The sequence below is a fragment of the Pseudomonas sp. LBUM1679 genome (assembly GCF_059695565.1).
The window spans coordinates 1,752,449-1,777,437 of sequence record NZ_CP166774.1; the positions used below are offsets into that span (position 1 = coordinate 1,752,449).

Sequence of the window (24,989 nt, forward strand, 5' to 3'; positions counted from 1 at the left end):
GCCGCTCCCACAGGGATCTTTGGCGTACGCACCCATCGTGACCGACGCAAGACCTGTGGGAGCGGGCTTGCCCGCGATGGCCGCGACTCGGTCTCCAGTCATACTCAGCCAGTTGCCGCAAATTTCCCTGCCTACACTGCCTGCCACAAGCAAAGACTTGCCCACCCCCATAAAACTCCGACAGAGGAGAATATGGATTATTCGAGGCGTGCCAGGCGCTCTTCGAGTGCGGCAATCCGCGCTTCCAGCTCTTCGATTCGCTCGACAGACACACCACTGCCGGCACCTCGCTCAACTGGATTACTCCGCGCCGCCAGAATCACCTCGATATCCGCCGGGTCCCCCAGCGCATGCATGTAGCGGTCTTCACGCTGCCCGGCCTGGCGCGGAATCAGCAGCGCCAGACCGCGGGCAATCAAGCGTTCAAGCTGATGCACCACCTGCTCGGTGTCTTCGAATTCATGCATGCGGCCGCTGCGGGTCAGCAGTTCATTGACCGTTTGCGGGCCGCGCAGGAACAGCAAGCCGGTCAGGATGACCTGGGCCGGCACCAGTTCCAGCGCCTTGTCGACCTTGTGCTCCCAGCGATCGGCCCGGCTGCCCATCACCAGCCTGGTAAAACCGCGGCCTTCAAGGGCGCGCAGGCTCTGGCCGACCTGGCCCTGGGTGAGGTTCATCACCGGCTCGCGGCTGGTTTTCTGGTTGCAGGCGATCACCAGGGCATTGAGGGTCAGCGGATAGGTTTCCGGGCTGGTGGCCTGTTTCTCGATCAGCGAACCCAGAATGCGGATTTCCGTGCTGTTGAGGCGTGGCTCGTCGATAACGGTTTCTTGCTCAGTGCTCATCGCGCTTTTCCCTAGGCAGTCGAAGCATGCAGTCGAAGCGGCCTAGCGTAATCCTTGCTGGATAAAAGACAAGTCGCAGGCGCGTCGCGCATGGCTATAATCGGCCCACATTTACCTCCTGTCACAACACGAGACTGCCATGACCATTTCCCTCTACGACGCTTCCGTTCCGGTATTCAAGCAAATGCTCAACGCCCTGAGCGATGTGCTGAACAAGGCCGAAGCCCACGCCACCGCAAAAAACATCGATCCGAACGCGTTGCTGCAAGCCCGTCTGTACCCGGACATGTTCCCGCTGGTACGCCAGGTGCAGATCGCCGTCGATTTCGCCAAAGGCGTTTCCTCGCGCCTGGCCGAGATCGAAGTGCCGAAGTACGACGACACCGAAACCACCTTCGCCGAACTGCAAGCGCTGATCGCCAAGGTCCTGGCCTACATCGGCGAGATCAAGCCGGAGCAGATCGCCGGCAAGGAAGGCATCGAGATCGTTACCCGTCCAGGCACGCCTAAAGAGAAGCGCTTCAGTGGCCAGGCTTACCTGCTGAGCTACGGTCTGCCGCAATTCTTCTTCCACGTCACCACCACCTACGCCTTGTTGCGTCACAACGGTGTGGAAGTGGGCAAGCGTGATTACATGGGCGCGTTCTAAACCGCCCGGGCAATAAAAAGCCCCCGCAGCCTCAAGCTGCGGGGGCTTTTTAATAGGTGCGTATTGTTCAGCTTCACCACCGATCCTGTGGGAGCGAGCTTGCTCGCGATAGCGGTGTATCAGTCGACATTTATCTTGTATGTAACGCCGCCATCGCGAGCAAGCTCGCTCCCACAGGGGGGCGGTGTTATGCCAGGCGTTGTGCTTTCTGTTCTTCACCCAAACACGCCGCCGCCGTGAACAGCACATCGGTAGACGAGTTCAGCGCGGTCTCCGCCGAATCCTGCAACACCCCGATGATGAAACCGACCGCCACCACCTGCATCGCGATTTCACTCGGGATGCCGAACAAACTGCACGCCAGTGGAATCAGCAGCAACGACCCCCCGGCGACGCCCGAAGCGCCACAGGCACAGATCGCCGCGACCACGCTCAGCAGGATGGCCGTCGGAATATCGACCGCAATGCCCAGGGTATGCACGGCCGCCAGGGTCAGCACGGTAATGGTGATCGCGGCGCCCGCCATGTTGATGGTGGCGCCCAGCGGGATCGAGACCGAGTACGTGTCTTCATGCAGGCCCAGGCGCTTGCTCAATTCCAGGTTGACCGGAATGTTCGCCGCCGAACTGCGGGTGAAAAACGCGGTGATGCCGCTTTCCCGCAGGCACATCAACACCAGCGGATACGGGTTGCGACGCAGTTTCCAGAACACGATCAGCGGGTTCATCACCAGCGCCACGAACAGCATGCAGCCCAGCAGCACGGCCAGCAGATGCAGGTAGCCGAGCAGGGCACCGAAGCCGGACGTGGCAAGGGTCGAGGCCACCAGGCCAAAAATCCCCAGCGGCGCGAAGCGAATCACCAGGCGCACGATCAGGGTCACGCCGTTGGACAAATCACCGAGTACCTCGCGAGTGGTGTCACCGGCATGGCGAATGGCAACGCCCATGCCGATCGCCCAGGCCAGGATGCCGATGAAGTTGGCGTTCATCAGGGCGCTGACCGGGTTATCGACCACGCTCAGCAACAGGCTTTGCAGCACTTCGCTGATGCCGCCCGGGGCGCTCACCGCGACGTCGTGAGTGGACAGCACCAGGCTCGACGGGAACATCATGCTGGCAACGACCGCGACCACCGCGGCGGCAAAGGTGCCCAACAGGTACAGAAACAGAATCGGCCGGATGTGGGTTTCCTGGCCGTGCTTATGGTTGGCGATCGACGCCATGACCAGCACGAACACCAGGATCGGTGCGACGGCTTTCAGGGCCGCGACGAAGACTTTGCCGATGAACGCGGTGGACTTAGCCACGTCGGGCGCGACCAGCGCCAGGACAATCCCGGCGATCAGGCCAATGATGATTTGCGTGACCAGGCTCAAGCGTTTCAAACGATGCAATAGCGAAGGGGATGAAGCGGTCATAAAACGGCATCTCTGATTTTATTGGGTGCGGGGGTGTCGCGACATCAATGCCAATCGCTGGCAGATGAGCAGGGTGTACGTATCGCAGGGCGCGGACTTTATCACAGCGTCGTCCTGATCCTTCAGGCCTGTGACGATCTGCCGCCCGCGTGTCGGACGAGAAAGGCAGGTTCGTGCAACCGCGTCTGGAAACACTCTGTTAAGATTGCCCATCCTCATTTTCATGTTCTGCCAGCGGGCCTTCGGGCTTTCGCTGGTGTCGTCGTTTTCTGGAGTTGTGCATGCTGTTGCCCATCCTTCTGTTGTCCGCCGCCGGTTTCACGGTGCTGACCACGGAATTCGTCATCGTCGGCCTGTTGCCGGCGATCGCCCGCGACCTTGACGTCAGCATCCCGCAAGCGGGTTTGCTGGTGACCTTGTTCGCCTTTACCGTCGCCGCCTTCGGGCCGTTCCTGACCGCGTACTTCGCCAGGTTCGAGCGCCGCAAGCTGTTCATTTCGGTGTTGATCATGTTCGGCCTGGCCAACACCCTGGCGGCGTTCGCCCCGAACATCTGGGTGATGGCCATCGCCCGCCTGATTCCCGCGCTCGGGTTGCCGGTGTACTGGGCCCTGGCCAGCGAGACGGCGGTGGACATCGTCGGACCGGACTTCGCCGGTCGCGCCATTGCCAAGATCGGTTTCGGGATTGTCTGCGCCACGGTGTTCGGTATTCCGGTGGGCACGCTGATCTCCGACGCGTTCGGTTGGCGCAGTGCCTTCGGCATTCTGGCGGTGATCGCGTTTGCCAAGGCGCTGCTGCTGTTCATCTACCTGCCGTCAACCAACCTGCATCAGCATCAAGTGAGCTTTCGCTCGCAGTTCAAGATCCTGCGCAGCCCGCTGATGATCGGGCATGTGCTGCTGTCGATCCTGGTGTTCAGCGGCATGTTCACCGTCTACACCTACCTGGCGGACATCCTTGAGCGCCTGGCCGGCTTCAACGGCACGGTGGTCGGCTGGTGCCTGATGGGCTTCGGCGCGGTGGGGCTGATCGGCAACTCGCTGGGTGGCCGCGCGGTGGATCGTCACCCGCTGATCGCTTCGGTAACGTTCTGCGCGTTCATGATTGCCGGCATGGTGGCGTTGGTGCCGAACATTCACTCGCCACTGGGCCTGGCGGCGGCGATGGGGATCTGGGGCGTGACCCAGGCGGCCTTGTTCCTGGTCAGCCACGTGCGCTTGATGAAGGCGGCACCCGAGGCGCCGGCTTTTGCCGCGTCGCTGAACATTGCCGGGGCCAACCTCGGGATCGGCCTGGGCGCCATGGTCGGTGGCCGGGTGATCGACAGCGTGGGTTTGCAAGGCCTGGGTTTTGCGGCGGCCGCTTTCATCCTGGTCTCGATCCTGTTGGCCATGGCGCTGATGACCTTCAAACCCCGCGAAGTCTGCGCCTGACGCGTCACAACTCGGTGAACAGTTCGCGTCGGGCACCTTCGGTAATGGCGACAATGCCGGGGTGCTTGACCTTGCGCTCCACGGAAATGGCGTAGAACGACTCGGTGACCGCGTGGGTCTGGCCAATCAACTCCACACCGTATTGGCGTTGCACCTCGTCGGCAATCACGCTCGGACCGATGAAAATCCCGCTGCCGGATTGACCGAACGCCTGCATCAAGGCGCTGTCGTCGAACTCGCCGACAATGCGTGGCTGGATCTGTTGCTCGGCAAACCAGCGCTGCAAGCGACTGCGCACCACGGTTTCCGGCCCGGGAATCAGCAGTGGTGCACCGTGCAGGCTGCGCGGAAAGTCCTGGCCATACTGCGCGGCCAGTGCAGGGGTGGCAAAGAAGCTGATCCCGCATTCGCCGAGCTTCTGGCTGTAGCCCTTGATGTCCAGGTGCGAGGGCATCGGGCTGTCGGAGATCACCAGGTCCAGGCGCTGGATCGCCAGGTCGGCGAGCAAGCGTTCGAGCTTGTCTTCGCGGCAGGTGATGCGCAGCGGCTCGCTCAACTCCATGGTCGGCGCGATCAGCCGATAGACGATGGACTTGGGCACCACGTCCGCCACGCCGACCCGAAACAGAATCTGCTGCTCGTTGGGTTGCGCCCGCAGCATCAATTCCAGCTCACCGCCCAGCTGGAACATCTGCTCGGCGTAGGGCAGGGCCTGGCGCCCGGCCTCCGTCAGCTCAAGCTGGCGGCCAACCCGGCGAAACAACTCGATGCCATAGGTTTGCTCGAGCAGGGAGATCTGCCCGCTGATGGTCTGCGGTGTCAGGTTCAACTGCTCGCAGGCGCGCACGATGCTGCCGGTCTTGGCCACCACCCAGAAGTAATGCAGCTGTCGGTAATTCAACATTCTGTTTATTTCCCCTGATCACACAACCCCTGTAGGAGCGAGCTTGCTCGCGATGGACTACCGGGCACCGCGTTTAACCAGTAAGCACGCGTCATCGTTAACGACCGTCGCGAGCAAGCTTGCTCCTACAAGTGCACACACACATTTATGCGGGATTTTTTTCTGGCTTCGTAAAAACCGAAGTATAGCAGCCAAAAATACGAATTTTCCTGAAGTGTTTGTCTCCTTAGAATGCTCCGCTATCGACGGGAGGCCTTGTCGGCTCTGTCTGTTCTATCGAGGAAACATCATGAAGCTTAAAACCACGGCGCTGCTGATCACGTCTTTACTGGTACTGGCCGGTTGCGACCAGGCCGAGAAAAGCGCTCAGCAACTGATGGGTAAGGCGGCCGAAAGCGCGAAACAAGCGATCGACGATACGCACAAAGCCGCCGAACAAGCGATAAGCGACGCCACCGGCGGGCTGATCAGCAAGAAAGAACCATCGGGCGAAGACAAACGGAACACCGAGTCTTCGTCACAGGAAATCTAAACCGTCTTAAACGAGTCAGGACTGACCCATGGAATACCTTTTAGAACTTGCTGTAAGCCCCACCGCCTGGGTCGCCCTGGCCACGTTGATCGTGATGGAAATCGTGCTCGGCATCGATAACCTGATCTTCATCTCGATCCTGACCAACAAACTGCCCGAGCAGCATCGGCAGAAGGCGCGGCGCATCGGTATCGGCATGGCGCTGATCCTGCGACTGGCGCTGTTGAGCACCATCGCGTTCATCGTCCAGTTGACCGAGCCGGTGATCGACCTCCTCGGCCACGCGTTCTCCTGGAAAGACATGATCCTGATTGCCGGTGGCCTGTTCCTGTTGTGGAAGGCGACCACCGAAATCCATCACAGCATGGACCCGGCGCCGGATGATCCGAAGTCAGCGACCTCGACCGTGACCCTGGGCTTTGCTGCCGCAATCGGGCAGATCCTGATGCTGGACATGGTGTTTTCCATCGACAGCATCATCACCGCAGTCGGCATGACCGAGCATTTGCCGATCATGATCATTGCAGTGGTGGTGTCGGTACTGGTGATGTTGCTGGCGGCTGACCCCTTGGCCAAGTTCATCAACGACAACCCGACCGTGGTGATGCTGGCCCTGGGCTTTTTGATCATGATCGGCATGACCCTGATCGCCGAAGGCTTTGGCGCCCACGTACCGAAAGGCTACGTCTACGCGGCGATGGCGTTCTCGGCAACGATCGAGGGGCTGAACATGATGTCCCGGCGGGCGAAGCAGAAGCGGATCGCGACTGAAGCGTAACCGGCACTAAACGAAACGGCCGCCCGGACTCGCAAGAATCCGGGCGGCCGTTTTTGGTTTGTGCGACTGAAAAAGCGCCAGTCAGTGCGCGGAGGCAGGGCGGCCGGCCGGTTTATCGGTGGTGGCCGGCGGCGCCGGTTGCACGGGCGGGTGATGGTGCCGGCGGGTAATGCGCAGGACGCCCCACAACATGGCGGACGCCACCGCCAGCCAGCCGGCAACCAGCATCACTATGGTCATTGTCAGGCTCATCAGTGTCTCCTCCTTGCCCCTGCTGCGGGCTCAACACTCTTCAAATGACAGTCTAGCCGCTACCGTGTTTCAGACTATTGACCAAAGGTCGGCTGTGATCAACGAGTTCGCACTATCGAATGCGATCAACTGCCGTTCAAGGCTATACCGCTGCCGCCTGGCGTCCTATGATCGACGGCCAAGCCGGGAGCACGTACGCCTGGCGCCTGAACAAGAGAGTGATGATGGTGCGGTTAATTTCTCGAATTCTTTCTGTGGCGGTGCTGGTTGGCAGTGTCGCAGGTCTGGCGGGGTGTGCGGGAAGCGTTGCGCCTGAAATCAAGCGGCTGCCGGAGCGGGTCGAGCTCAGCGGTACTTTCTACCGTGGGCAGGACAATCAGAGTGGGCCCCAGGTCCTTGCCAGCCTGTTGTCCCAGCAGGGCATCGTGATTACGCCGGGGTTGCTCGACAAGCCCCTGCATTTGCCAGGTGCCGAAACCCAGCTGCAGCAGAACATGCTGAACCTTGCCCGCGAGTACGGCATGGTGGTCTATCCCCTGGACGCCAACCTGCCTGCGCTGCTGGCCCAGGTCGCGGCCGGAAATCCTGTGATGGTGCGATTCACCGAAGGCTCGGCGTTCTGGGCGGGACCGCGTTATGCCATTCTCGCCGGGTACAACCGCCAGAAACAGACCGTGCTGCTGCGTGCCGGGATGAATCGCCGGACGCTGATGAGCTTCAGTTCATTTGAATCTGCGTTCAAGGATGCCGGAGGGTGGGCGGTGCTGATCCAGAAACCTGACCAGCTTCCGGCCAACGTCGATCAACAGCGCTGGCTGAAGGCGGCCAGCGATCTGGCCCAGGCAGGCCAGGAACAGGCGGCTGCCCGGGCGAAGAAGGCCTTGTCCGCGCAGTAGCGTTCCGTTCGTCATCTGCAGGGCACTGTCACCCGCGATTGGCCTCTGAGATAACAGGGCCCGGACTTTTCCGGGCCGGTCCTTTTCTTCAGGATCTACTCTTCTTCAGGATCCATCCAAGGAGGCGCCAATGGCACATTCCACTACCCCCGATGGCCCGCACTCGTCCGAGCATTCGTCCGGCGATGAGCTGGACTTCGACCCCGATTCGCCGGACCTCGCCGATCCACAGGTCGATCCCATCGGACCGGCCAAGGCGCCCAGGGACGTGAAGCCGGGCGATGACGACAAGGCGCCGGCGAAGCCTTACGATCCGCTCGCCGATCTGAAACCCTGACCCCCAGTGAGGTGCGTATGTCTACCGATTCGAGTTTCAACGACAAACGTCCGGACAGCGTTCCAACCACCCCGGAAGCGGACATCGATCCGGTGATGGATCCGAACAGCCCGCTAAGGGATCCGCTGGCCAAGCCGGTGGTGGCGCCAACCGAGCATCAGGGCCACAGAGACCCGAGCACGGGGGATGGCATCCCGGACGACGACCAGATGCCGCTGCCCAATGATTAACCGTTAACTAACGATAACGCGTTCATCCTGAATAAACGCATGACCTGTAGGAGCTGGCTTGCCAGCGAAGGACGTCAACGATAACGCGTTTATCCTGAATAAACGCGTCGCTCTTGCGATCTTCGCGAGCAAGCTCGCTCCTACATTTACAGAAGCGGGCAAGCGGGGGAATGCGGCAAGTGCGGGTTTCGTGTTACTTCGACGCCTCCACCACACCACTTTGCCGATTCTTGAGATTTTTGTCGGATTTGTACTGCAGCGCCACCGATGGCACATCAGCACCCCTGCCGGTTTCGACCCAGCTGCGAATACGGCTGGCATCGGCGAAGTGGGTGTACTTGCCAAAGGCATCGAGAATAACCAACGCCACCTGGCGATTACCCATGCTGGTCACCAGCACCAGGCAGTGACCGGCCTCGTTGGTGAACCCGGTTTTCGTCAGTCTGATGTCCCAGTTCGGCTTCCTGACCAAGTGGTCGGTGTTACGAAAACCCAGGCTGTAATTGGGTTTGCGGAACGAGACGGTCTTTTCCTTGGTGGTGCTCAATTCGGTCAGTAACGGGTACTTGTGTGCGGCCACCAGCAACTTGCTCAGGTCGCGGGCGGTGGACACGTTGCGAGGGGACAGGCCGGTCGGCTCGACGAAATGGGTGCTGGTCATGCCCAGCGCCCGGGCCTTGGCGTTCATGGCGGCAATGAACGCGACATAGCCGCCCGGATAATGATGGGCCAGGCTCGCGGCGGCGCGGTTTTCCGAAGACATCAGGGCGATCAGCAGCATTTCCCGACGCGGCAATTCGCTCTTGAGCTTGACCCGGGAAAACACGCCTTTCATTTCCGGCGTATCGCTGATGTTGACGGAAAGGTACTCATCCATATTCTGCCGGGCTTCGACCACGACCAGGCCGGTCATCAGTTTGCTGACGGAAGCGATCGGGACGACCACGTCAGGATTGCTGGCATAGATGATCTTGTTGGTCTGCATATCCATCAGCAAGGCGCTGCCGGAAGCGATCTTCAGTTGTTTCGTATCCCGTGGCGCCGAGGTGGTTTCGGCAGCGTTGGTTATTGGCGTGATGAAAGACCCTGTAACAGCAAAAAACAGGCTCAGGATGGAAAGACGGATTTTCACGCTGGCAGACTCATAAGGTGTTGATAAGCCGTTATGTAACGGGCTGTTTCGTAAAAAAGCGCGGTATTCTGGAGTATGGCTGAATAACTGTCGATGGTTGTTCAAGGATGGGCGCAAAGTCCTTGGAAACATGAAAAAAAAGCTAATTTCCGGCGGATGGTCGAGTGATTTTCTACTGGCAAAAAGAACCCGGCCATGGGCTGTAATACTGTTCACTTGAGAAGATGGTTGGCGGGCGGATGGATTTCTTTTGGAGGGGGGGCGGATCCGTTTGTGAGGTAACGGCTGCCTGGGGGTGGATACATATCTGTTTCTGCGGCAATGGCTGCCTGGGGCCGGGTACATATCCGTTGCTGCGGTAACGACCACTGACGGTTTCGCCCTTACGGCGAGTCACTTGGAAGAGCCCCAAGTAACCAAAGGCTTTTGCCCCTTTCGTTCGGTGCCTCGCTAAGGCTCGGCATGCCCTCGCTCCGGTCCTGCTCCGTGGGCCCGCCGCGATCGGCCATCCATGGCCGTGCGCGGCTAACCCGGCATCCATGCCGGGTTGCCCACTGCGCAGAACCTGCGCTCGGCCTCTCGAGGGGGCGTGCACCGCAACAGCCAAAACGAGGCGGCCTGACAGCCGACCTAACTCTCTGGTCCGCGCGCAATCTCATCTGTGGGAGCGAGCCTGCTCGCGAAGAGGCCATACCAGTCGACATCGACGCTGGATGTCAGTCCGCCTTCGTCGGAACGCCGCCCGGAGCCGGCTCGCTCCCACACTGGATCTTTGCAGGCCCCGAGATTTGTGTACGCCGCGATAACCTGTAGGAGCTGTCGAGCGAAGCGAGGCTGCGATCTTTTGATCTTGCCGTTGCCGTTGCCGTTGCCGTTGCCGTTGCCGTTGCCGTTGCCGTTGCCGTTGCCGTTGCTGTTGCCGTTGCTTTAGCTTTAGCTTTGGCTTTATGGCTTTGGCTTTGGCTTTGGCTTTGGCTTTGGCTTTGGCTTTGGCTTTGGCTTTGGCTTTGGCTTTGGCTTTGGCTTTGGCTTTGGCTTTGGCTTCAGATCTGCCGCCCCTTTCCCCAGAGGCCGAACGCAGGCGTTGCGCAGGGGGCACCGCGGCAAGGATGCCGCGGTAGCCGCCCTCGGCCATGGATGGCCGATGGCGGCGGGCCCCCGGAGCAATGCCGGAGTGAGGGCATGCCGAGCCTGGGCGAGGCACCGAATGGAGGGGCAAAAGCGTTTGGTTACTTTGCGCTTTTCAAAGTGACCCGCCGTAAGGGCGGAACCCTAAGTAGCCATGACCGCAGAAACGGATATGTACCCAACCCAAGGCAGCCATGACCGCAGAAACGGATATGTACCCAACCCAAGGCAGCCATGACCGCAGAAACGGATATGTACCCAACCCAAGGCCGCCATGCCCGCAGAAACGGATATGTCCCCGACCCAAGCAGCCATGACCGCAGCAACGGATATGTACACATTCAACAAAAGGCGGCAACGCCCATAACCGCACTCAACCGTGCAGCGTTTCCGCCGCGTACAGCGTATTTTCCAGCAGGCAGGCACGCGTCATCGGGCCAACACCACCCGGCACCGGCGTAATCCAGCCAGCGCGGGGCAGGGCGGTGTCGTAGATCACGTCACCCACCAGTTTGCCGTCTTCCTGGCGGTTGATGCCGACGTCGATCACGATCGCGCCTTCCTTGATCCACTCGCCCTTCACCAGCCCCGGCTTGCCGGCCGCCACCACGACCAGGTCGGCACGGCCGACGTGGCCCGCCAGGTCCTTGGTGAAGCGGTGGGTGACGGTCACGGTGCAGCCGGCCAGCAACAGCTCCATCGCCATCGGGCGACCAACAATGTTGGAGGCGCCGACAATCACCGCGTCCATCCCGTAAAGATCGGCACCGGTGCTTTCCAGCAGCGTCATGATGCCTTTAGGGGTGCACGGACGCAGCAGCGGAATACGCTGGGCCAGGCGACCGACGTTATAAGGGTGGAAACCGTCGACGTCCTTGTCCGGACGAATGCGCTCCAGCAATCGGGAGGCGTCCAGGTGTTCAGGTAAAGGCAGCTGCAGCAGAACGCCGTCGATTGCCGGGTCGTCGTTCAGGCGATCGATCAGATCGGTCAGTGCTTCTTGAGTGGTTTCAGAAGGCAGGTCATAAGCTTGGGACAGAAAGCCGACCTCTTCACAGTCTTTACGCTTGTGCGAGACATAAACCTGAGAGGCAGGATCGCTGCCGACCAGGATCACCGCGAGGCCGGGCGTGCGCAGGCCTTGCTGGCGACGCTCGGTGACGCGTTTGGCGATCTGCTGGCGCAGGCTGGCGGCGATCGATTTGCCGTCGATTAGTTGTGCAGTCATTGCGCGTGATTAACCATCGAGAGGTGAAAAAAAGAGAGCGCATTCTCGCATGTCATGAGGTGAGGGCAAAGGCGCTTGGTCTGCAAATTCCCCTAACCCCTTTAATTAAATGAATTTTTTTTAAAAAAGAGTTGACGACCCTCAGGGTCACCTATAACATTCGTCGCACTTGTCGGGCACAGCCTAGCACTGGTTAAGAAGGTTGAGCGGAGTTGATGTTTGATTCGGCGAGACTGAAAGCACTTAGTTTGTAATCGTCCAAGAATACAGATTAACAAGGCGCCCGTAGCTCAGCTGGATAGAGCATCCGCCTTCTAAGCGGATGGTCGCAGGTTCGAGTCCTGCCGGGTGCGCCATTAGGCAGCTTTGGCACAAGTAACGCAACATGGCAATATGGTGGGCGTAGCTCAGTTGGTAGAGCACGGGATTGTGACTCCCGTTGTCGAGGGTTCGATCCCCTTCGTCCACCCCATATTTAGAAAGGCGCCAGATTAACAGTCTGGCGCCTTTGCTTTAAAAGCTTGATACGCGGATGTGGTGGAATTGGTAGACACACTGGATTTAGGTTCCAGCGCCGCAAGGTGTGAGAGTTCGAGTCTCTCCGTCCGCACCATACAAGTCGCTATTTAATAGCAGAAAACGGCGCAGCACCTGAAAAGGGCTGCGCCGTTTTTGTTTTAGAAGTCGAAATTTTCAAGGCAACCGCGGGTTCCGGGTTGAGAGGGCAGGTCGGCTCGTCGCATTTTTGTTTCTCGATGATGCCGCTTCGCCCGCTGTCAGGGGTCCATGGCCGCTTCCTCCTATATATAGAAGGACTGCTGCAGAGCCTTGGCCTGATTGACTGTATTTGCTAACAGGGCGAGGCATAACCGTTTGTCCCCGCCTATAAATTGCCTGCTGCTTTTTTACCCGTTTTCAGTAGGGTGACTTCTTGAGTTTGACCCACTAGAATGCATGCCCTTGATTCTGGGGTCGGAAACGGCCGGCTAACGTCTGTGCAACGAGGAATATCCATGCAAGTTTCTGTTGAAAATACTTCTGCTCTTGAGCGCCGCATGAGCATCACCGTGCCGGCTGAGCGCATCGAGACTCAGGTCAACAAGCGTCTGCAGCAGACTGCCCAAAAGGCCAAGATCGCTGGTTTCCGTCCAGGCAAAGTGCCAATGAGCGAAATCAAGCGTCGTTTCGGTGCCGATGCGCGCCAGGAAGCGGTAGGCGACGTGATCCAGTCTTCGTTCTACGAAGCGGTTGTCGAGCAAAAGCTGAACCCGGCCGGCGCGCCGTCGATCGAGCCCAAGTCGATCGAAGCGGGCAAGGACCTGGAATACGTCGCGGTTTTCGAAGTGTTCCCTGAGTTCACCGTTGCCGGCTTCGAAGGTATCGCAGTCGAGCGCCTGAGCGCTGACGTGGCCGATGCCGACCTGGACAAGATGCTGGACGTGCTGCGCAAGCAGAACACCCGTTTTGAAGTGGCCGATCGCGCTGCCCAGAACGAAGACCAGCTGAACATCGATTTCGTCGGCAAGGTCGACGGTGAAGTGTTCGCCGGCGGTTCCGCCAAAGGTACTCAGCTGGTGCTGGGTTCCGGCCGCATGATCCCTGGCTTCGAAGACGGCCTGGTTGGCGCCAAGGCCGGCGAAGAGCGCGTGCTGAACCTGACCTTCCCCGAGGACTATCAGAACCTCGAGCTGGCTGGCAAAGCCGTTGAGTTCACCGTGACCGTGAACACTGTTTCCGAGCCGAAACTGCCAGAGCTGAACGAAGAATTCTTCGCTCAATTCGGCATCAAGGAAACCGGTCTGGAAGGCTTCCGCACCGAAGTTCGCAAGAACATGGAACGCGAACTGCGTCAGGCGATCAAGTCCAAGGTCAAGAACCAGGTCATGGACGGTCTGCTCGAGACCAACCCGATCGAAGTGCCTAAGGCGCTGCTGTCCAACGAAGTCGACCGTCTGCGCGTGCAGGCTGTTCAACAGTTCGGCGGCAACATCAAGCCTGACCAACTGCCGGCCGAGCTGTTCGAAGAACAAGCCAAGCGCCGCGTAGTCCTGGGCCTGATCGTGGCTGAAGTGGTCAAGCAATTCGACCTCAAGCCTGACGAAGCCCGCGTTCGCGAAATGATCCAGGAAATGGCTTCGGCCTACCAGGAGCCAGAGCAGGTTGTGTCCTGGTACTACAAGAACGACCAGCAGCTGAACGAAGTCCGCTCGGTTGTGCTTGAAGAACAAGTTGTGGATACTGTTCTGCAGAAAGCTAGCGTGACCGATAAATCGGTCTCTTACGAAGAAGCGGTCAAGCCGGTAGAAGCTCCACAAGCCGACTGATTGATTTTGCGTTAGAAGTACACACCATAAGCCAGCTCTCGAGCTGGCTTATGCGTATTCAAGACAAAACTATTTGGGAGCGACTGCAGAGCATGTTACGTAATTCTTATATTCAGCAGAACTCTGATATCCAGGCCGCAGGCGGCCTGGTCCCGATGGTTGTCGAGCAATCCGCTCGCGGCGAGCGCGCCTATGACATCTACTCGCGTCTTCTCAAGGAGCGAGTGATCTTCCTGGTTGGCCCGGTAGAGGACTACATGGCCAACCTGATTTGCGCGCAGCTGCTGTTCCTTGAAGCGGAAAACCCGGACAAGGACATCCATCTCTACATCAACTCCCCGGGCGGTTCGGTGACGGCGGGCATGTCGATCTACGACACCATGCAGTTCATCAAGCCTAACGTGTCGACCACCTGTATCGGTCAGGCGTGCAGCATGGGCGCGTTTCTGCTGACGGCCGGTGCCGCCGGCAAGCGTTACTGCCTGCCGAACTCGCGTGTGATGATTCACCAGCCACTGGGCGGTTTCCAGGGCCAGGCGTCGGATATCGAAATCCACGCCAAGGAAATCCTCTTCATTCGTGAGCGTCTCAACACGCTGATGGCCAAGCACAGTGGACACACGCTTGAAGAGATCGAGCGCGACACCAACCGCGACAACTTCATGAGTGCAGAAGCCGCCCGTGAATACGGGTTGATCGATCAAGTGATCGACCAGCGCCCCGCTTAAAAGCAGCTCAAAATAGGGTCGGTCGGCTTGTCTGGCCACCTGCGGGCTTGAAAAAGCCCGCAATAGCCTTCATCTTGTGTTGCAAGCCTATCGGATTTGGATCGAACGAATGACTGACACCCGCAACGGCGAGGACAACGGCAAATTGCTCTATTGCTCCTTCTGCGGCAAAAGCCAGCATGAAGTACGCAAATTGATTGCCGGCCCCTCGGTCTTCATTTGCGACGAGTGCGTCGACCTGTGCAATGACATCATCCGTGAGGAGGTGCAGGAAGCCCAGGCCGAGAGCAGCGCGCATAAATTGCCTTCGCCTAAAGAAATCAGCGGCATCCTTGATCAGTACGTGATTGGTCAGGAACGTGCGAAAAAGGTTCTGGCCGTAGCGGTGTACAACCACTACAAGCGCTTGAACCAGCGTGACAAAAAGAATGACGACGTCGAACTCGGCAAGAGCAACATCTTGCTGATCGGCCCGACAGGCTCGGGTAAAACCCTGCTTGCCGAAACCCTGGCCCGCTTGCTGAACGTTCCGTTCACCATCGCCGACGCAACCACCCTCACCGAGGCGGGTTACGTGGGTGAAGACGTCGAGAACATCATTCAGAAGCTGCTGCAGAAGTGCGATTACGACGTGGAAAAGGCCCAGATGGGCATTGTCTACATCGATGAGATCGACAAGATCTCGCGCAAGTCTGACAACCCGTCGATCACCCGGGACGTTTCCGGTGAAGGCGTGCAGCAGGCCCTGCTCAAGTTGATCGAAGGCACGGTCGCTTCCGTTCCGCCCCAAGGCGGTCGCAAGCATCCGCAACAGGAATTCCTTCAGGTCGACACCCGTAACATCCTGTTCATCTGCGGTGGTGCGTTCTCCGGTCTGGAAAAGGTTATTCAAAACCGTTCCACCAAGGGCGGCATCGGTTTCAACGCAGAAGTGCGCAGCAAGGAAGAAGGCAAGAAAGTCGGTGAATCCCTGCGTGAAGTCGAACCTGACGATCTGGTCAAGTTCGGTCTGATCCCGGAATTCGTCGGTCGTCTGCCGGTCCTGGCCACGCTGGACGAGCTTGATGAAGCTGCGTTGATGCAGATTCTCACCGAGCCGAAAAATGCGCTGACCAAGCAGTATGCCAAGCTGTTCGAGATGGAAGGCGTAGACCTGGAATTCCGCGCAGATGCGCTGAAATCGGTCGCCAAACGTGCCCTGGAACGCAAGACCGGTGCCCGTGGACTGCGTTCGATCCTCGAAGGCGTCTTGCTCGACACCATGTACGAAATTCCCTCGCAGTCCGAGGTGAGTAAAGTCGTGATCGACGAAAGCGTTATAGAAGGCAAGTCCAAGCCACTGTATATCTACGAAAACAGTGAGCCGGCTGCCAAGGCAGCGCCAGACGCCTAAGCGTCACGCTACTGGAATAAAGAAGGGGCCTTCGGGCCCCTTTGCTATTGTGGCCAGGCCACAATCTTTTAAGCCGCTCTTTTATCCGCTTGTTTTTTTCCAAACCAGCCCCCATCTTGGTTTCAAGCTTACATCCATCTGTTTACGGCCTTACGGCCGCCGTAGAGGCGAAATCATGAAGACGACCATCGAATTGCCTCTCCTGCCATTGCGTGATGTTGTGGTTTATCCGCACATGGTTATCCCGCTGTTCGTGGGGCGCGAGAAATCCATCGAAGCCCTCGAGGCAGCGATGACCGGCGACAAGCAGATCCTTCTGCTGGCTCAGAGAAACCCTGCTGACGACGATCCCGGTGAAGATGCACTCTATCGCGTAGGTACCATTGCGACCGTTCTGCAGCTGCTCAAGCTGCCTGACGGCACGGTCAAGGTTCTGGTCGAAGGTGAGCAGCGGGGCGCCGTGGAGCGCTTCAGCGAAGTGGACGGCCATTGCCGCGCCGAAGTCTCGCTGATCGACGAAACCGAGGCGCCCGAGCGCGAGTCGGAAGTGTTTGTCCGCAGCCTGCTGGCTCAGTTCGAACAATATGTGCAGCTGGGCAAGAAAGTCCCGGCTGAAGTCCTGTCGTCGCTCAACAGCATCGACGAGCCAGGCCGCCTGGTCGACACCATGGCCGCGCACATGGCCCTGAAGATCGAGCAGAAGCAGGAAATCCTCGAAATCATCGATCTGTCGGCCCGGGTCGAACATGTCCTGGCGTTGCTGGATGCCGAGATCGACCTGCTGCAAGTCGAAAAACGCATTCGCGGTCGCGTCAAGAAACAAATGGAGCGCAGCCAGCGCGAGTACTACCTGAATGAGCAGATGAAGGCCATTCAGAAAGAGCTCGGCGACAGCGACGAAGGCCACAACGAAATCGAAGAGCTGAAAAAGCGCATCGATGCCGCCGGTCTGCCAAAGGATGCCCTGGCCAAGGCCCAGGGCGAGCTGAACAAGCTGAAACAAATGTCGCCCATGTCCGCGGAAGCGACCGTGGTTCGGTCGTATATCGACTGGCTGGTCCAGGTGCCGTGGAAGGCGCAAAGCAAGGTGCGTCTGGACCTGGCCCGTGCCGAAGACATTCTCGACGCCGACCACTACGGTCTGGAAGAAGTCAAAGAGCGGATCCTCGAATACCTCGCCGTGCAAAAGCGCGTGAAGAAGATTCGCGGCCCGGTGTTGTGCCTGGTCGGTCCTCCGGGGGTGGGTAAAACCTCGCTGGCGGAGTCGATTGCCCACGCCACCAACCGCAAATTCGTACGCATGGCCCTCGGCGGTGTGCGCGATGAAGCGGAAATCCGCGGTCATCGCCGGACTTACATCGGTTCGATGCCAGGAAGATTGATTCAAAAGATGACAAAGGTGGGGGTGCGCAACCCGCTGTTCCTGCTCGATGAAATCGACAAGATGGGCAGCGACATGCGCGGCGATCCGGCGTCGGCGTTGCTGGAAGTGCTCGATCCCGAGCAGAACCACAACTTCAACGATCACTATCTGGAAGTCGACTACGACCTGTCCGACGTGATGTTCCTGTGCACCTCGAACTCCATGAACATTCCGCCGGCGCTGCTGGACCGGATGGAAGTGATTCGTCTGCCGGGCTACACCGAAGACGAGAAGATCAACATCGCCGTCAAATACCTTTCGCCGAAGCAGATCACGGCCAACGGCTTGAAGAAAGGCGAGCTGGAATTCGAGGCCGAAGCGATCCGCGACATCATCCGCTACTACACCCGCGAAGCCGGTGTACGGGGCCTGGAGCGCCAGATTGCCAAGGTTTGCCGCAAGGCGGTCAAAGAACATGCAATGGAAAAACGCTTCTCGGTGAAGGTCACGGCCGACATGCTGGAGCATTTCCTCGGCGTGCGTAAATTCCGCTACGGCCTGGCCGAATCCCAGGATCAGATCGGTCAGGTCACCGGCCTGGCGTGGACGCAGGTGGGCGGCGAATTGCTGACCATCGAAGCCGCTGTCGTTCCCGGCAAGGGGCAACTGATCAAGACCGGTTCCCTGGGTGACGTGATGGTCGAATCGATCACGGCAGCCTTGACCGTGGTCCGCAGCCGCGCCAAGAGCCTGGGGATTCCCCTGGACTTCCACGAGAAGCGCGACACGCACATCCATATGCCGGAAGGGGCGACCCCGAAGGATGGCCCTAGCGCCGGTGTAGGCATGTGCACGGCCCTGGTCTCGGCACTGACCGGGATACCGGTACGCGCAGACGTCGCCATGACCGGTGAAATCACCCTGCGTGGCCAGGTGCTGGCGATTGGCGGTCTGAAAGAAAAACTGCTCGCGGCTCACCGTGGCGGAATCAAGACGGTGATCATTCCTGAAGAGAACGTACGCGATTTGAAGGAAATTCCTGACAATATCAAAGCCGATCTTCAGATTAAACCGGTTAAATGGATTGACGAGGTCCTGCAAATTGCGCTGCAATACGCGCCGGAGCCCTTGCCCGATGTGGTTCCGGAGATTGTTGCAAAGGATGAAAAACGCGAGTCTGACTCTAAGGAAAGAATTAGCACGCATTAGTACGTATTTGCCTGGGGGGCTTGTTGACGCTTTTTAGAGCCCTTGTTATAAAGCGGCTCTTCAGTGTCTGTAGGCCATTCAGCACTCGTTTTTTTGCTTTTACCAAAAAACTTAGAATCATACTCAAATAGATATAAGGGGACTTAGAGTGAACAAGTCGGAACTGATTGATGCTATCGCTGCATCCGCTGATATCCCGAAAGCTGCTGCTGGCCGTGCGCTGGACGCTGTAATCGAGTCCGTCACTGGCGCTCTCAAGGCTGGCGACTCTGTTGTTCTGGTGGGTTTCGGTACGTTCTCCGTCACCGATCGTCCAGCTCGCATTGGTCGTAACCCACAGACCGGTAAGACGCTGGAAATCGCAGCCGCCAAAAAACCAGGTTTCAAAGCCGGCAAAGCACTGAAAGAAGCTGTCAACTAAGTTCGATTCAGGTTTTTGCCTATCCGGGTCGGGGTCAAGCCTGACCTGGCAGCGGAGCGGTAGTCCAGTCGGCAAGTTGCCGTGCCGAGACACCGAGGGTCGCACGTTCGAGCCCTCGATCCGCTCCGCCAGTTACGAGAAGGCGCATCCTCGGATGCGCCTTTCTTCTATCCGGATTCTACCCACGCTCCACGGTTGCCTAATTTTGAAGTTCAACCGTTTCTGGGGGACGCATGCTGCAGAATATCAGGGACAATTCACAAGGCTGGATTGCCAAGACCATCATCGGGATCATCGTTGTACTGATGGCGTTCACCGGTGTCGAAGCCATTTTCCAGGCCACGACCAACAGCCAGAACGCGGCCAAGGTCAATGGTGAAGAAATCAGTCAGAGCGAGCTGAGCCAGGCGGTCGATATGCAACGCCGTCAACTCATGCAACAGCTGGGCAAGGACTTCGATGCTTCCTTGCTCGACGAAAAAATGTTGCGCGAATCGGCCCTCAAAGGCTTGATCGATCGCAAGCTGCTGCTGCAAGGCGCAGAAAAATCCGACTTCGCTTTTTCCGAAGCGGCGTTGGACCAGGTGATCCTGCAAACGCCTGAATTCCAGGTGGACGGTGCGTTCAGCGCTGAGCGTTTCGACCAGGTCATTCGTCAACTCGGCTACAGCCGCCTGCAATTCCGCCAGATGCTGGCTCAGGAAATGCTGATCGGTCAGCTGCGCGCCGGTCTGGCAGGCAGCGGTTTCGTCACCGACGCACAGGTGCAGGCCTTCGCCCGTCTGGAAAAACAGACCCGCGATTTCGCTTCCCTGAACGTCAAGGTCGACCCGGCAGCTGTGAAGCTGACCGACGACGAAGTCAAAGCCTACTACGACGAACACGCCAAGGAATTCATGACGCCGGATCAGGTGGTCATCGATTACCTCGAATTGAAGAAGTCGTCCTTCTTCGATCAGGTCAGCGTCAAGGATGCAGACCTGCAAGAGGCGTATCAGAAAGAAACCGCGAACCTGTCCGAACAGCGTCGGGCCGCGCACATTCTGATCGAAGTGAACGACAAGGTGACCGAGGCGCAAGCCAAGGCGAAGATCGAAGAGGTCCAGGCACGCTTGGCCAAGGGCGAGAAATTCGAGGCACTGGCCAAGGAATTCTCCCAGGACCCGGGTTCGGCCAACAATGGCGGTGACCTCGGTTTCGCGGGTCCTGGCGTCTACGATCCAGCCTTTGAAACAGCGCTGTATGCGCTGGCCAAGGATCAGGTCTCGGAGCCGGTTCGCACCGACTTCGGTTTCCACCTGATCAAGCTGCTGGGTGTCGAAGCGCCGCAGGTTCCAACCTTCGCCAGCCTGAAAGACAAGCTGACCCGCGAGCTGAAAACCCAGCAGGTCGAACAGCGTTTCGTCGAGGCTACCAAGCAACTGGAAGACTCGGCGTTCGAGGCCTCCGACCTGGCCCAGCCGGCGCAAGACTTGAAGTTGACCGTGCACACCACCAAACCGTTCGGCCGTGAAGGCGGCGAAGGTGTGGCGGCCAACCGTGCCGTGATCACTGCTGCATTCAGTCCAGAAGTGCTGGATGAGGGTGCCAACAGCACCGCCATCGAGCTCGATCCGGAAACCGTGATCGTGCTGCGCGCCAAGGAACACCTCAAGCCTGCGCAACTGCCGCTCGAAGCCGTGTCTGCCGCGATCCGTGGGCAATTGGCCAAGGAGCACGCCAGTGCTGCCGCCAAGACCAGGGCCGATGAGTTGATCGCCAGCCTGCGCGACGGCAAGACCCCTCTGGACCAGGCCATCGATGGTCAGAACTGGACAGTCACCGCCGCCGCCACTCGCGCCCAGGAAGGGATCGACCCGACTGTGCTGCAGGCGCTGTTCCGCATGCCCAAACCCGCCGCGAAGGACAAACCGACCTTCAGCAGCGTGACCCTGGCCGATGGCAGCCTGGTGATCGTGCGTCTCAATGGCGTGAACGAAGCAGCGGCACCGACCGATGAAGAGAAGGCCGAGTACCGTCGCTACCTCGCCTCGCGTATTGGCCAGCAAGACTTTGCGGCTTACCGCAAGCAGCTGGAAGCCGAAGCGGACATCGAGCGGTTCTGATGCTTGATTGAGTGTCACGCAACACAAAGACCCCGGCCCATCGCCGGGGTTTTTTTTTAAAGCAAAATCAAAATATCGCATCCATGTAGGAGCTGCCGAAGGCTGCGATCTTTTGATTTTCTCCCCCTGCCATCGGGAATCCGCAATCCTGCGCGACTTTCCCGCCCATAAACGGTCAGTAGTCGTGTAACCGTTTTAAGACACTAATCGGTGCGACGCTAAGCATTGATCTGTTGCACAATACGCCCCGGACCGTTTCTTCAGGATGTTCAATGACTAAATCAATTCCCATGCATGTCGTCGGGCTGGCTCTGGTATTGGCCGCCGCTGCCGGCTGCTCGTCGGAAAAGGCTGCCATCTATGAGCATGAGAACTTCGATGACTCCGGTACCTTTTCCCGCAATTACCCGGTAACCGATGCGCAGACCTGCGAGGCCGCGCGTCGGGCGTTGCTCAGCCAGGGCTATATCATCACCAGCAGCGACCCGAAACTGGTCAGCGGCCACAAGAGCTTCCAGCAGACCGGCGATACCCACATGGAGATCAGCTTCAGTGTGGTCTGCGCCGATGACGGCACCGAGGGGCATCATGCGACCATGTTCGCCAACGCCCTGCAGGACCGCTATGCGCTGAAAAAGACCAACAACTCCGCCAGCCTCGGCGTGGGTGTGCTGGGTTCGGTGTCGATGCCGATCGGCTCGTCCGACGACTCGATGGTCAAGGTCGCCAGCGAAACCGTGTCCTCGGCCAAGTTCTACGAGCGTTTCTTCGCCCTGGTCGAGATGTTCCTGCCGCCGGAAGCGAAGAAGGCTGCGCACATCAAGGAAAAGCCGAAAACCGACCTGGGCATGCCTGAAGCCAAGGCCGCACCGGCTCAATTGGCGCCGACGCCGGCACCGGCAGCAGAGCCTGCTCCCGCTCCGGCCCAAGAACCTATACAGCAACCGGAACCGGCACCTGCGGCCTCGGAGCCGGTGGCACCGCCGCCTCAAACCGCACCGATTACCCCGGCCGAGAACAGCGAACCGGCAAGCTCCACCGAAACCCCACCGGCGGACTCCAGCCTGCCGCCGCCGACCGAGCCGATTCCGGCCATGCCAGTCACTGCCCAGTAATCATGTGACGGGATCGGGCTGCACGGCGCCGATCCCCGACCCCCTTCATCATTGACCCGCGTCAACCCTGGTCACAGTTCTGCGGCCAGAATCGAAAAAATCCTGTGATAAATTCCCGATCCCCTGCTACGTTTTATCAAGTAGCCGCGTAGCGTCTTGCCTGCGTCATTTTTCTTTCACGTGGGCACTTTATGCTCAGTGCGCAGGTCACTTGATCAGGCATTTTTTTCAAACAAACCGTGGGGGATTGAAAATGGACGAATATCAAGAAGAACTGCTCGAATATCAGGCGTTCGAACTCGACCCGCTGGAACCTGCCGAAGACGCGACCGAGCTGTAGGCGTCAGGCGGATTGGCGATGGCTGCGGCGAAACTCGCCGGGGGTCTGGCCATTCCAGCGTTTGAAGGCCCGTTGAAAGGCTTCGGCTGAGGCAAAACCCAGCAGGTAGGCGATTTCTCCGAACGCCAGTTCGGTATCGCGGATGTAGGTCATGGCCAGGTCGCGGCGCGTGTCATTGAGGATTGCGCGAAATTGCGTGCCTTCCTCGGCCAGTTTGCGGCGCAAGGTCCAGGTCGGCAGCTTCAGGCGTGCCGCCACTTCTTCCAGGTCGGGCTCCCGGCCACCATTGAGCAACGGCCCCAGCAACTGAGTGATTCGTTCACGCAGGCTGCGGGTGCGTGTCAATTGCTCCAGTTCCCGTTCGCACAGTTGCAGCAAGTGCCGCCAGGTGCTCGGGCAGTGCAGCGGATTGCGCTGAGCCAGGCTGGCCAGGCTCAGGCGCAGTTGATTGTGTTCGGCACCGAACTGGATCGGACAGTCGCCCAGCACGGCATACGCCTCACGGTAATCCGGCGCCTGAAACTCGATCTCGATGCGTTCGGCGCGCAGTGGGTCAGGGCTGACGCTGGACAATTGCTGCAACCAGCCGGCGATGATCGAATCCACCACGAAGCGGTTGTAGGCGTTGTAAGGACTGATGGAATAGAAGCGCAGCCAGGCGCCCTGGGCGTCCTCGTGAAAGCTGGATTGGCCGCGATAGTTGGAGCCGTACAAGGCTTCGAAACGAATCAGGCAGCGCGCCGCTTCTCGCACCGTCGGCGCCTGGGCAGCGGTGACGCCGGCCAGGCCGGCCTGGCTCAGGCGACTGAGCTGGCCCATGCGCAAACCCAATGCCGGGTCAGCGGTCAGTTGAATGGCGCTGTGGCCCAGGCGCATGTAGCGCGGGATCGAGAGCCGGGCGCCGGCTTCGCTCAGGCGAGCCGCGTCGAGGCCGTACTGCTCGAGCAAGGGCTGTGGGTCTGCACCGTGGCTGCGCACGGCGTCGGCCAGGCTGTGCACGAAGCCCACCGACAGATCGCCCAGACGCATGGGCAAGGGTTTCATGGTTTACAACCACAGGTTCAGCAAACGCGCGCCACGGGCATTGCCATCGGCGAAATGCTGGCCGTTGCTGCTGAGAAAGCTCTGCCCGGCACTGCCCTGATCCCAGAACTGACCACGCAGGAACACGCTCATGCCGGCGATCGCCTGGCTGCTGGGCGGTTGCGCGGTCAGCGTCAAGTGATGCCAGGCCTGGCCTTCGCTCAGTTCCCCGGTCTTGAGGCTGACGGAGGCGGGCGTCGACAAGCCCTTGTAGCCGCGCCACGGTTTATCCCAGGTGCCGCGCCCGGTCACGAAGGCCGGCACCGCGACGAACTTCGCGCCCTGAGCGTCAAGCTTGCGGTAGGCGTCCGGGTACCAGCTGTCGCTGCCGATCAGCACCCCCAGGCGGCCGGCCGGGGTATCGACGACGCCGGGCGTACGCTCGCCATTGGCCGCGATGACGTCATGGTCATCGAATACCGGGTGCATCTGGCGCTGGGGTTGGCCGATCGGCAGACCGTCACGGCCGAACACCACGCTGCTGTTATACAGCGCGCCGCCGCCGATTTTCAGCCTGCCATCGATGATGACGGGCTCGGGCAACACGATGGAGCCCGCCACCAGGGTCACCTGGAATTCTTTGGCCAGGCCACCGAACAGTGCCTGGTAGTCCTTGGCCATGCCTTTGGCTTTCATCCGCAGGTGAGCGTCGTCCAGGCGACTGTCGCCCCGGGCACCGATCAGGGCGCGCACGAACTTCAAGGGATTGCTCGCCGCCAGCCAGTTCATGGCTTCCTTGAGGGTGGTGGCCTGGTACAGCTCATCTTTCTCGCCGCTGACCATCAGCCAGGTGCCGATATGTTCCGGCAGCACGACGATGGTTTTTTCATTCAGCAGGCCCTGGTCCCGGGCCTTCTGCAAATAGGCCGCGAGCTTGCGGTGCAGGCGCTCGGAACTTTGGTAATCGTTGGGAAACAGCTCGGGCTGGATGCCCAGCAGGTTGCCGCGATCGGCGGGTGTGCCCTGATCGACGGCGAGGTCGATACGCAGGTCCGACAGGTAGTGACCCACCGGACGGTCCGCGGCCCACATCGCGTAGGTCGTCAGGGCGGCAATCAATGCCATGGAGAAGGTCAGGTACAGAAGTTTGCGCATGGGAAAACAGTCAACGGCCGTGTGCAGGGTTCGCTGACTAGGGTAG

The 24,989-nt window shown here is 59.3% G+C and carries 22 protein-coding genes and 3 tRNA genes; 17 read left to right on the forward strand and 8 right to left on the reverse strand.

Annotated elements, in window-relative coordinates; translation table 11 throughout:
• Window positions 1-197: 197 nt before the first annotated feature.
• Entirely contained in the window at window positions 198-845 is a 648-nt protein-coding gene (locus ACA062_RS08115; RefSeq protein ID WP_497455923.1) for a YceH family protein, read from the reverse strand.
• Window positions 846-984: 139 nt separating this feature from the next.
• Here ACA062_RS08115 and ACA062_RS08120 point away from each other — a divergent pair, with 139 nt between their 5' ends.
• Window positions 985-1,494, forward strand: coding sequence for a DUF1993 domain-containing protein (locus ACA062_RS08120; RefSeq protein WP_150800307.1), 510 nt, complete (start codon window positions 985-987; stop codon window positions 1,492-1,494).
• Between the two features lie 187 nt (window positions 1,495-1,681).
• Here the strand turns inward: ACA062_RS08120 and sstT are convergent, their stop codons facing one another.
• Window positions 1,682-2,914, reverse strand: coding sequence for a serine/threonine transporter SstT (sstT, locus tag ACA062_RS08125; protein ID WP_497455924.1), 1,233 nt, complete (start codon window positions 2,912-2,914; stop codon window positions 1,682-1,684).
• 281 nt (window positions 2,915-3,195) lie between these two features.
• On the opposite strand from sstT, the gene ACA062_RS08130 reads away from it, so the two are divergent.
• Window positions 3,196-4,350 carry an MFS transporter gene (locus ACA062_RS08130; RefSeq protein WP_128871014.1) on the forward strand — a complete coding sequence of 385 codons (1,155 nt, stop codon included), beginning with the start codon at window positions 3,196-3,198 and terminating at the stop codon, window positions 4,348-4,350.
• Window positions 4,351-4,354: 4 nt separating this feature from the next.
• Here the strand turns inward: ACA062_RS08130 and nhaR are convergent, their stop codons facing one another.
• Window positions 4,355-5,254, reverse strand: a complete 900-nt coding sequence (gene nhaR / locus ACA062_RS08135; protein WP_497455925.1) for a transcriptional activator NhaR — start codon at window positions 5,252-5,254, stop codon at window positions 4,355-4,357.
• Between the two features lie 289 nt (window positions 5,255-5,543).
• Between nhaR and ACA062_RS08140 the strand changes: the two genes are divergently transcribed.
• Window positions 5,544-5,786, forward strand: a complete 243-nt coding sequence (locus ACA062_RS08140; RefSeq protein ID WP_497455926.1) for a hypothetical protein — start codon at window positions 5,544-5,546, stop codon at window positions 5,784-5,786.
• A gap of 28 nt (window positions 5,787-5,814) precedes the next feature.
• Window positions 5,815-6,564, forward strand: a complete 750-nt coding sequence (locus ACA062_RS08145) for a TerC family protein (protein ID WP_497455927.1) — start codon at window positions 5,815-5,817, stop codon at window positions 6,562-6,564.
• An 81-nt stretch (window positions 6,565-6,645) separates the two neighbouring features.
• Here ACA062_RS08145 and ACA062_RS08150 read toward each other — a convergent pair whose 3' ends face one another.
• Window positions 6,646-6,816, reverse strand: a complete 171-nt coding sequence (locus ACA062_RS08150) for a hypothetical protein (protein ID WP_497455928.1) — start codon at window positions 6,814-6,816, stop codon at window positions 6,646-6,648.
• A 167-nt stretch (window positions 6,817-6,983) separates the two neighbouring features.
• Between ACA062_RS08150 and ACA062_RS08155 the strand changes: the two genes are divergently transcribed.
• From ACA062_RS08155 to ACA062_RS08165, 3 genes are all read left to right on the forward strand, one after another.
• Window positions 6,984-7,712 carry a peptidase C39 family protein gene (locus tag ACA062_RS08155; RefSeq protein WP_497455929.1) on the forward strand — a complete coding sequence of 243 codons (729 nt, stop codon included), beginning with the start codon at window positions 6,984-6,986 and terminating at the stop codon, window positions 7,710-7,712.
• A 130-nt stretch (window positions 7,713-7,842) separates the two neighbouring features.
• Complete coding sequence (locus tag ACA062_RS08160; RefSeq protein WP_497455930.1) at window positions 7,843-8,049, forward strand: DUF6021 family protein; 207 nt, start codon at window positions 7,843-7,845, stop codon at window positions 8,047-8,049.
• A 17-nt stretch (window positions 8,050-8,066) separates the two neighbouring features.
• Entirely contained in the window at window positions 8,067-8,279 is a 213-nt protein-coding gene (locus tag ACA062_RS08165; RefSeq protein ID WP_497455931.1) for a hypothetical protein, read from the forward strand.
• A gap of 193 nt (window positions 8,280-8,472) precedes the next feature.
• Here ACA062_RS08165 and pbpG read toward each other — a convergent pair whose 3' ends face one another.
• Together pbpG and folD are read right to left on the reverse strand one after the other, a co-directional pair.
• The gene (pbpG, locus tag ACA062_RS08170; protein WP_497455932.1) at window positions 8,473-9,411 is read right to left on the reverse strand and encodes a D-alanyl-D-alanine endopeptidase; all 939 of its coding nucleotides are present in this window, start codon (window positions 9,409-9,411) and stop codon (window positions 8,473-8,475) included.
• Between the two features lie 1,501 nt (window positions 9,412-10,912).
• Entirely contained in the window at window positions 10,913-11,767 is an 855-nt protein-coding gene (gene folD / locus ACA062_RS08175) for a bifunctional methylenetetrahydrofolate dehydrogenase/methenyltetrahydrofolate cyclohydrolase FolD (protein WP_497455933.1), read from the reverse strand.
• A 279-nt stretch (window positions 11,768-12,046) separates the two neighbouring features.
• Between folD and ACA062_RS08180 the strand changes: the two genes are divergently transcribed.
• The 10 genes from ACA062_RS08180 to ACA062_RS08225 all read left to right on the forward strand — a co-directional run bounded on the left by ACA062_RS08180 (window position 12,047) and on the right by ACA062_RS08225 (window position 22,425).
• Window positions 12,047-12,123, forward strand: a tRNA-Arg gene (locus ACA062_RS08180).
• Between the two features lie 40 nt (window positions 12,124-12,163).
• Window positions 12,164-12,239: transfer RNA gene (locus tag ACA062_RS08185), tRNA-His, on the forward strand.
• A 56-nt stretch (window positions 12,240-12,295) separates the two neighbouring features.
• Window positions 12,296-12,380, forward strand: a tRNA-Leu gene (locus ACA062_RS08190).
• A 400-nt stretch (window positions 12,381-12,780) separates the two neighbouring features.
• Window positions 12,781-14,091 carry a trigger factor gene (gene tig, locus ACA062_RS08195; protein WP_497455934.1) on the forward strand — a complete coding sequence of 437 codons (1,311 nt, stop codon included), beginning with the start codon at window positions 12,781-12,783 and terminating at the stop codon, window positions 14,089-14,091.
• A 92-nt stretch (window positions 14,092-14,183) separates the two neighbouring features.
• Complete coding sequence (gene clpP, locus ACA062_RS08200) at window positions 14,184-14,819, forward strand: ATP-dependent Clp endopeptidase proteolytic subunit ClpP (protein ID WP_497455935.1); 636 nt, start codon at window positions 14,184-14,186, stop codon at window positions 14,817-14,819.
• Between the two features lie 109 nt (window positions 14,820-14,928).
• Window positions 14,929-16,212 carry an ATP-dependent Clp protease ATP-binding subunit ClpX gene (clpX, locus tag ACA062_RS08205; protein WP_007946893.1) on the forward strand — a complete coding sequence of 428 codons (1,284 nt, stop codon included), beginning with the start codon at window positions 14,929-14,931 and terminating at the stop codon, window positions 16,210-16,212.
• 175 nt (window positions 16,213-16,387) lie between these two features.
• Window positions 16,388-18,784, forward strand: a complete 2,397-nt coding sequence (gene lon / locus ACA062_RS08210; RefSeq protein WP_497455936.1) for an endopeptidase La — start codon at window positions 16,388-16,390, stop codon at window positions 18,782-18,784.
• Window positions 18,785-18,932: 148 nt separating this feature from the next.
• Window positions 18,933-19,205, forward strand: coding sequence for an HU family DNA-binding protein (locus ACA062_RS08215; protein ID WP_002552737.1), 273 nt, complete (start codon window positions 18,933-18,935; stop codon window positions 19,203-19,205).
• A gap of 233 nt (window positions 19,206-19,438) precedes the next feature.
• Window positions 19,439-21,310, forward strand: a complete 1,872-nt coding sequence (locus ACA062_RS08220; protein WP_497455937.1) for a SurA N-terminal domain-containing protein — start codon at window positions 19,439-19,441, stop codon at window positions 21,308-21,310.
• 272 nt (window positions 21,311-21,582) lie between these two features.
• Window positions 21,583-22,425: a DUF2242 domain-containing protein gene (locus ACA062_RS08225; RefSeq protein ID WP_497455938.1), complete on the forward strand. Its 843-nt coding sequence runs from the start codon at window positions 21,583-21,585 to the stop codon at window positions 22,423-22,425.
• A gap of 343 nt (window positions 22,426-22,768) precedes the next feature.
• Here ACA062_RS08225 and ACA062_RS08230 read toward each other — a convergent pair whose 3' ends face one another.
• Both ACA062_RS08230 and ACA062_RS08235 read right to left on the reverse strand, forming a co-directional pair.
• Window positions 22,769-23,809: an AraC family transcriptional regulator gene (locus ACA062_RS08230; protein ID WP_497455939.1), complete on the reverse strand. Its 1,041-nt coding sequence runs from the start codon at window positions 23,807-23,809 to the stop codon at window positions 22,769-22,771.
• 3 nt (window positions 23,810-23,812) lie between these two features.
• Complete coding sequence (locus tag ACA062_RS08235) at window positions 23,813-24,943, reverse strand: carbon-nitrogen hydrolase family protein (protein ID WP_497455940.1); 1,131 nt, start codon at window positions 24,941-24,943, stop codon at window positions 23,813-23,815.
• Window positions 24,944-24,989 lie beyond the last annotated feature (46 nt).

Excerpts from the sequence above, each read along its gene's own strand:
- ACA062_RS08120 (WP_150800307.1), top strand. The coding sequence starts at position 985 with ATGACCATTTCCCTCTACGACGCTTCCGTTCCGGTATTCAAGCAAATG.
- ACA062_RS08155 (WP_497455929.1), top strand. The coding sequence starts at position 6,984 with ATGATCGACGGCCAAGCCGGGAGCACGTACGCCTGGCGCCTGAACAAG.
- sstT (WP_497455924.1), bottom strand. The coding sequence starts at position 2,914 with ATGACCGCTTCATCCCCTTCGCTATTGCATCGTTTGAAACGCTTGAGC.
- ACA062_RS08145 (WP_497455927.1), top strand. The coding sequence starts at position 5,815 with ATGGAATACCTTTTAGAACTTGCTGTAAGCCCCACCGCCTGGGTCGCC.
- tig (WP_497455934.1), top strand. The coding sequence starts at position 12,781 with ATGCAAGTTTCTGTTGAAAATACTTCTGCTCTTGAGCGCCGCATGAGC.
- lon (WP_497455936.1), top strand. The coding sequence starts at position 16,388 with ATGAAGACGACCATCGAATTGCCTCTCCTGCCATTGCGTGATGTTGTG.
- folD (WP_497455933.1), bottom strand. The coding sequence starts at position 11,767 with ATGACTGCACAACTAATCGACGGCAAATCGATCGCCGCCAGCCTGCGC.
- clpP (WP_497455935.1), top strand. The coding sequence starts at position 14,184 with ATGTTACGTAATTCTTATATTCAGCAGAACTCTGATATCCAGGCCGCA.
- ACA062_RS08225 (WP_497455938.1), top strand. The coding sequence starts at position 21,583 with ATGACTAAATCAATTCCCATGCATGTCGTCGGGCTGGCTCTGGTATTG.
- ACA062_RS08235 (WP_497455940.1), bottom strand. The coding sequence starts at position 24,943 with ATGCGCAAACTTCTGTACCTGACCTTCTCCATGGCATTGATTGCCGCC.
- ACA062_RS08230 (WP_497455939.1), bottom strand. The coding sequence starts at position 23,809 with ATGAAACCCTTGCCCATGCGTCTGGGCGATCTGTCGGTGGGCTTCGTG.
- ACA062_RS08140 (WP_497455926.1), top strand. The coding sequence starts at position 5,544 with ATGAAGCTTAAAACCACGGCGCTGCTGATCACGTCTTTACTGGTACTG.
- clpX (WP_007946893.1), top strand. The coding sequence starts at position 14,929 with ATGACTGACACCCGCAACGGCGAGGACAACGGCAAATTGCTCTATTGC.
- nhaR (WP_497455925.1), bottom strand. The coding sequence starts at position 5,254 with ATGTTGAATTACCGACAGCTGCATTACTTCTGGGTGGTGGCCAAGACC.
- ACA062_RS08165 (WP_497455931.1), top strand. The coding sequence starts at position 8,067 with ATGTCTACCGATTCGAGTTTCAACGACAAACGTCCGGACAGCGTTCCA.
- ACA062_RS08220 (WP_497455937.1), top strand. The coding sequence starts at position 19,439 with ATGCTGCAGAATATCAGGGACAATTCACAAGGCTGGATTGCCAAGACC.
- ACA062_RS08130 (WP_128871014.1), top strand. The coding sequence starts at position 3,196 with ATGCTGTTGCCCATCCTTCTGTTGTCCGCCGCCGGTTTCACGGTGCTG.
- ACA062_RS08115 (WP_497455923.1), bottom strand. The coding sequence starts at position 845 with ATGAGCACTGAGCAAGAAACCGTTATCGACGAGCCACGCCTCAACAGC.
- ACA062_RS08160 (WP_497455930.1), top strand. The coding sequence starts at position 7,843 with ATGGCACATTCCACTACCCCCGATGGCCCGCACTCGTCCGAGCATTCG.
- ACA062_RS08150 (WP_497455928.1), bottom strand. The coding sequence starts at position 6,816 with ATGAGCCTGACAATGACCATAGTGATGCTGGTTGCCGGCTGGCTGGCG.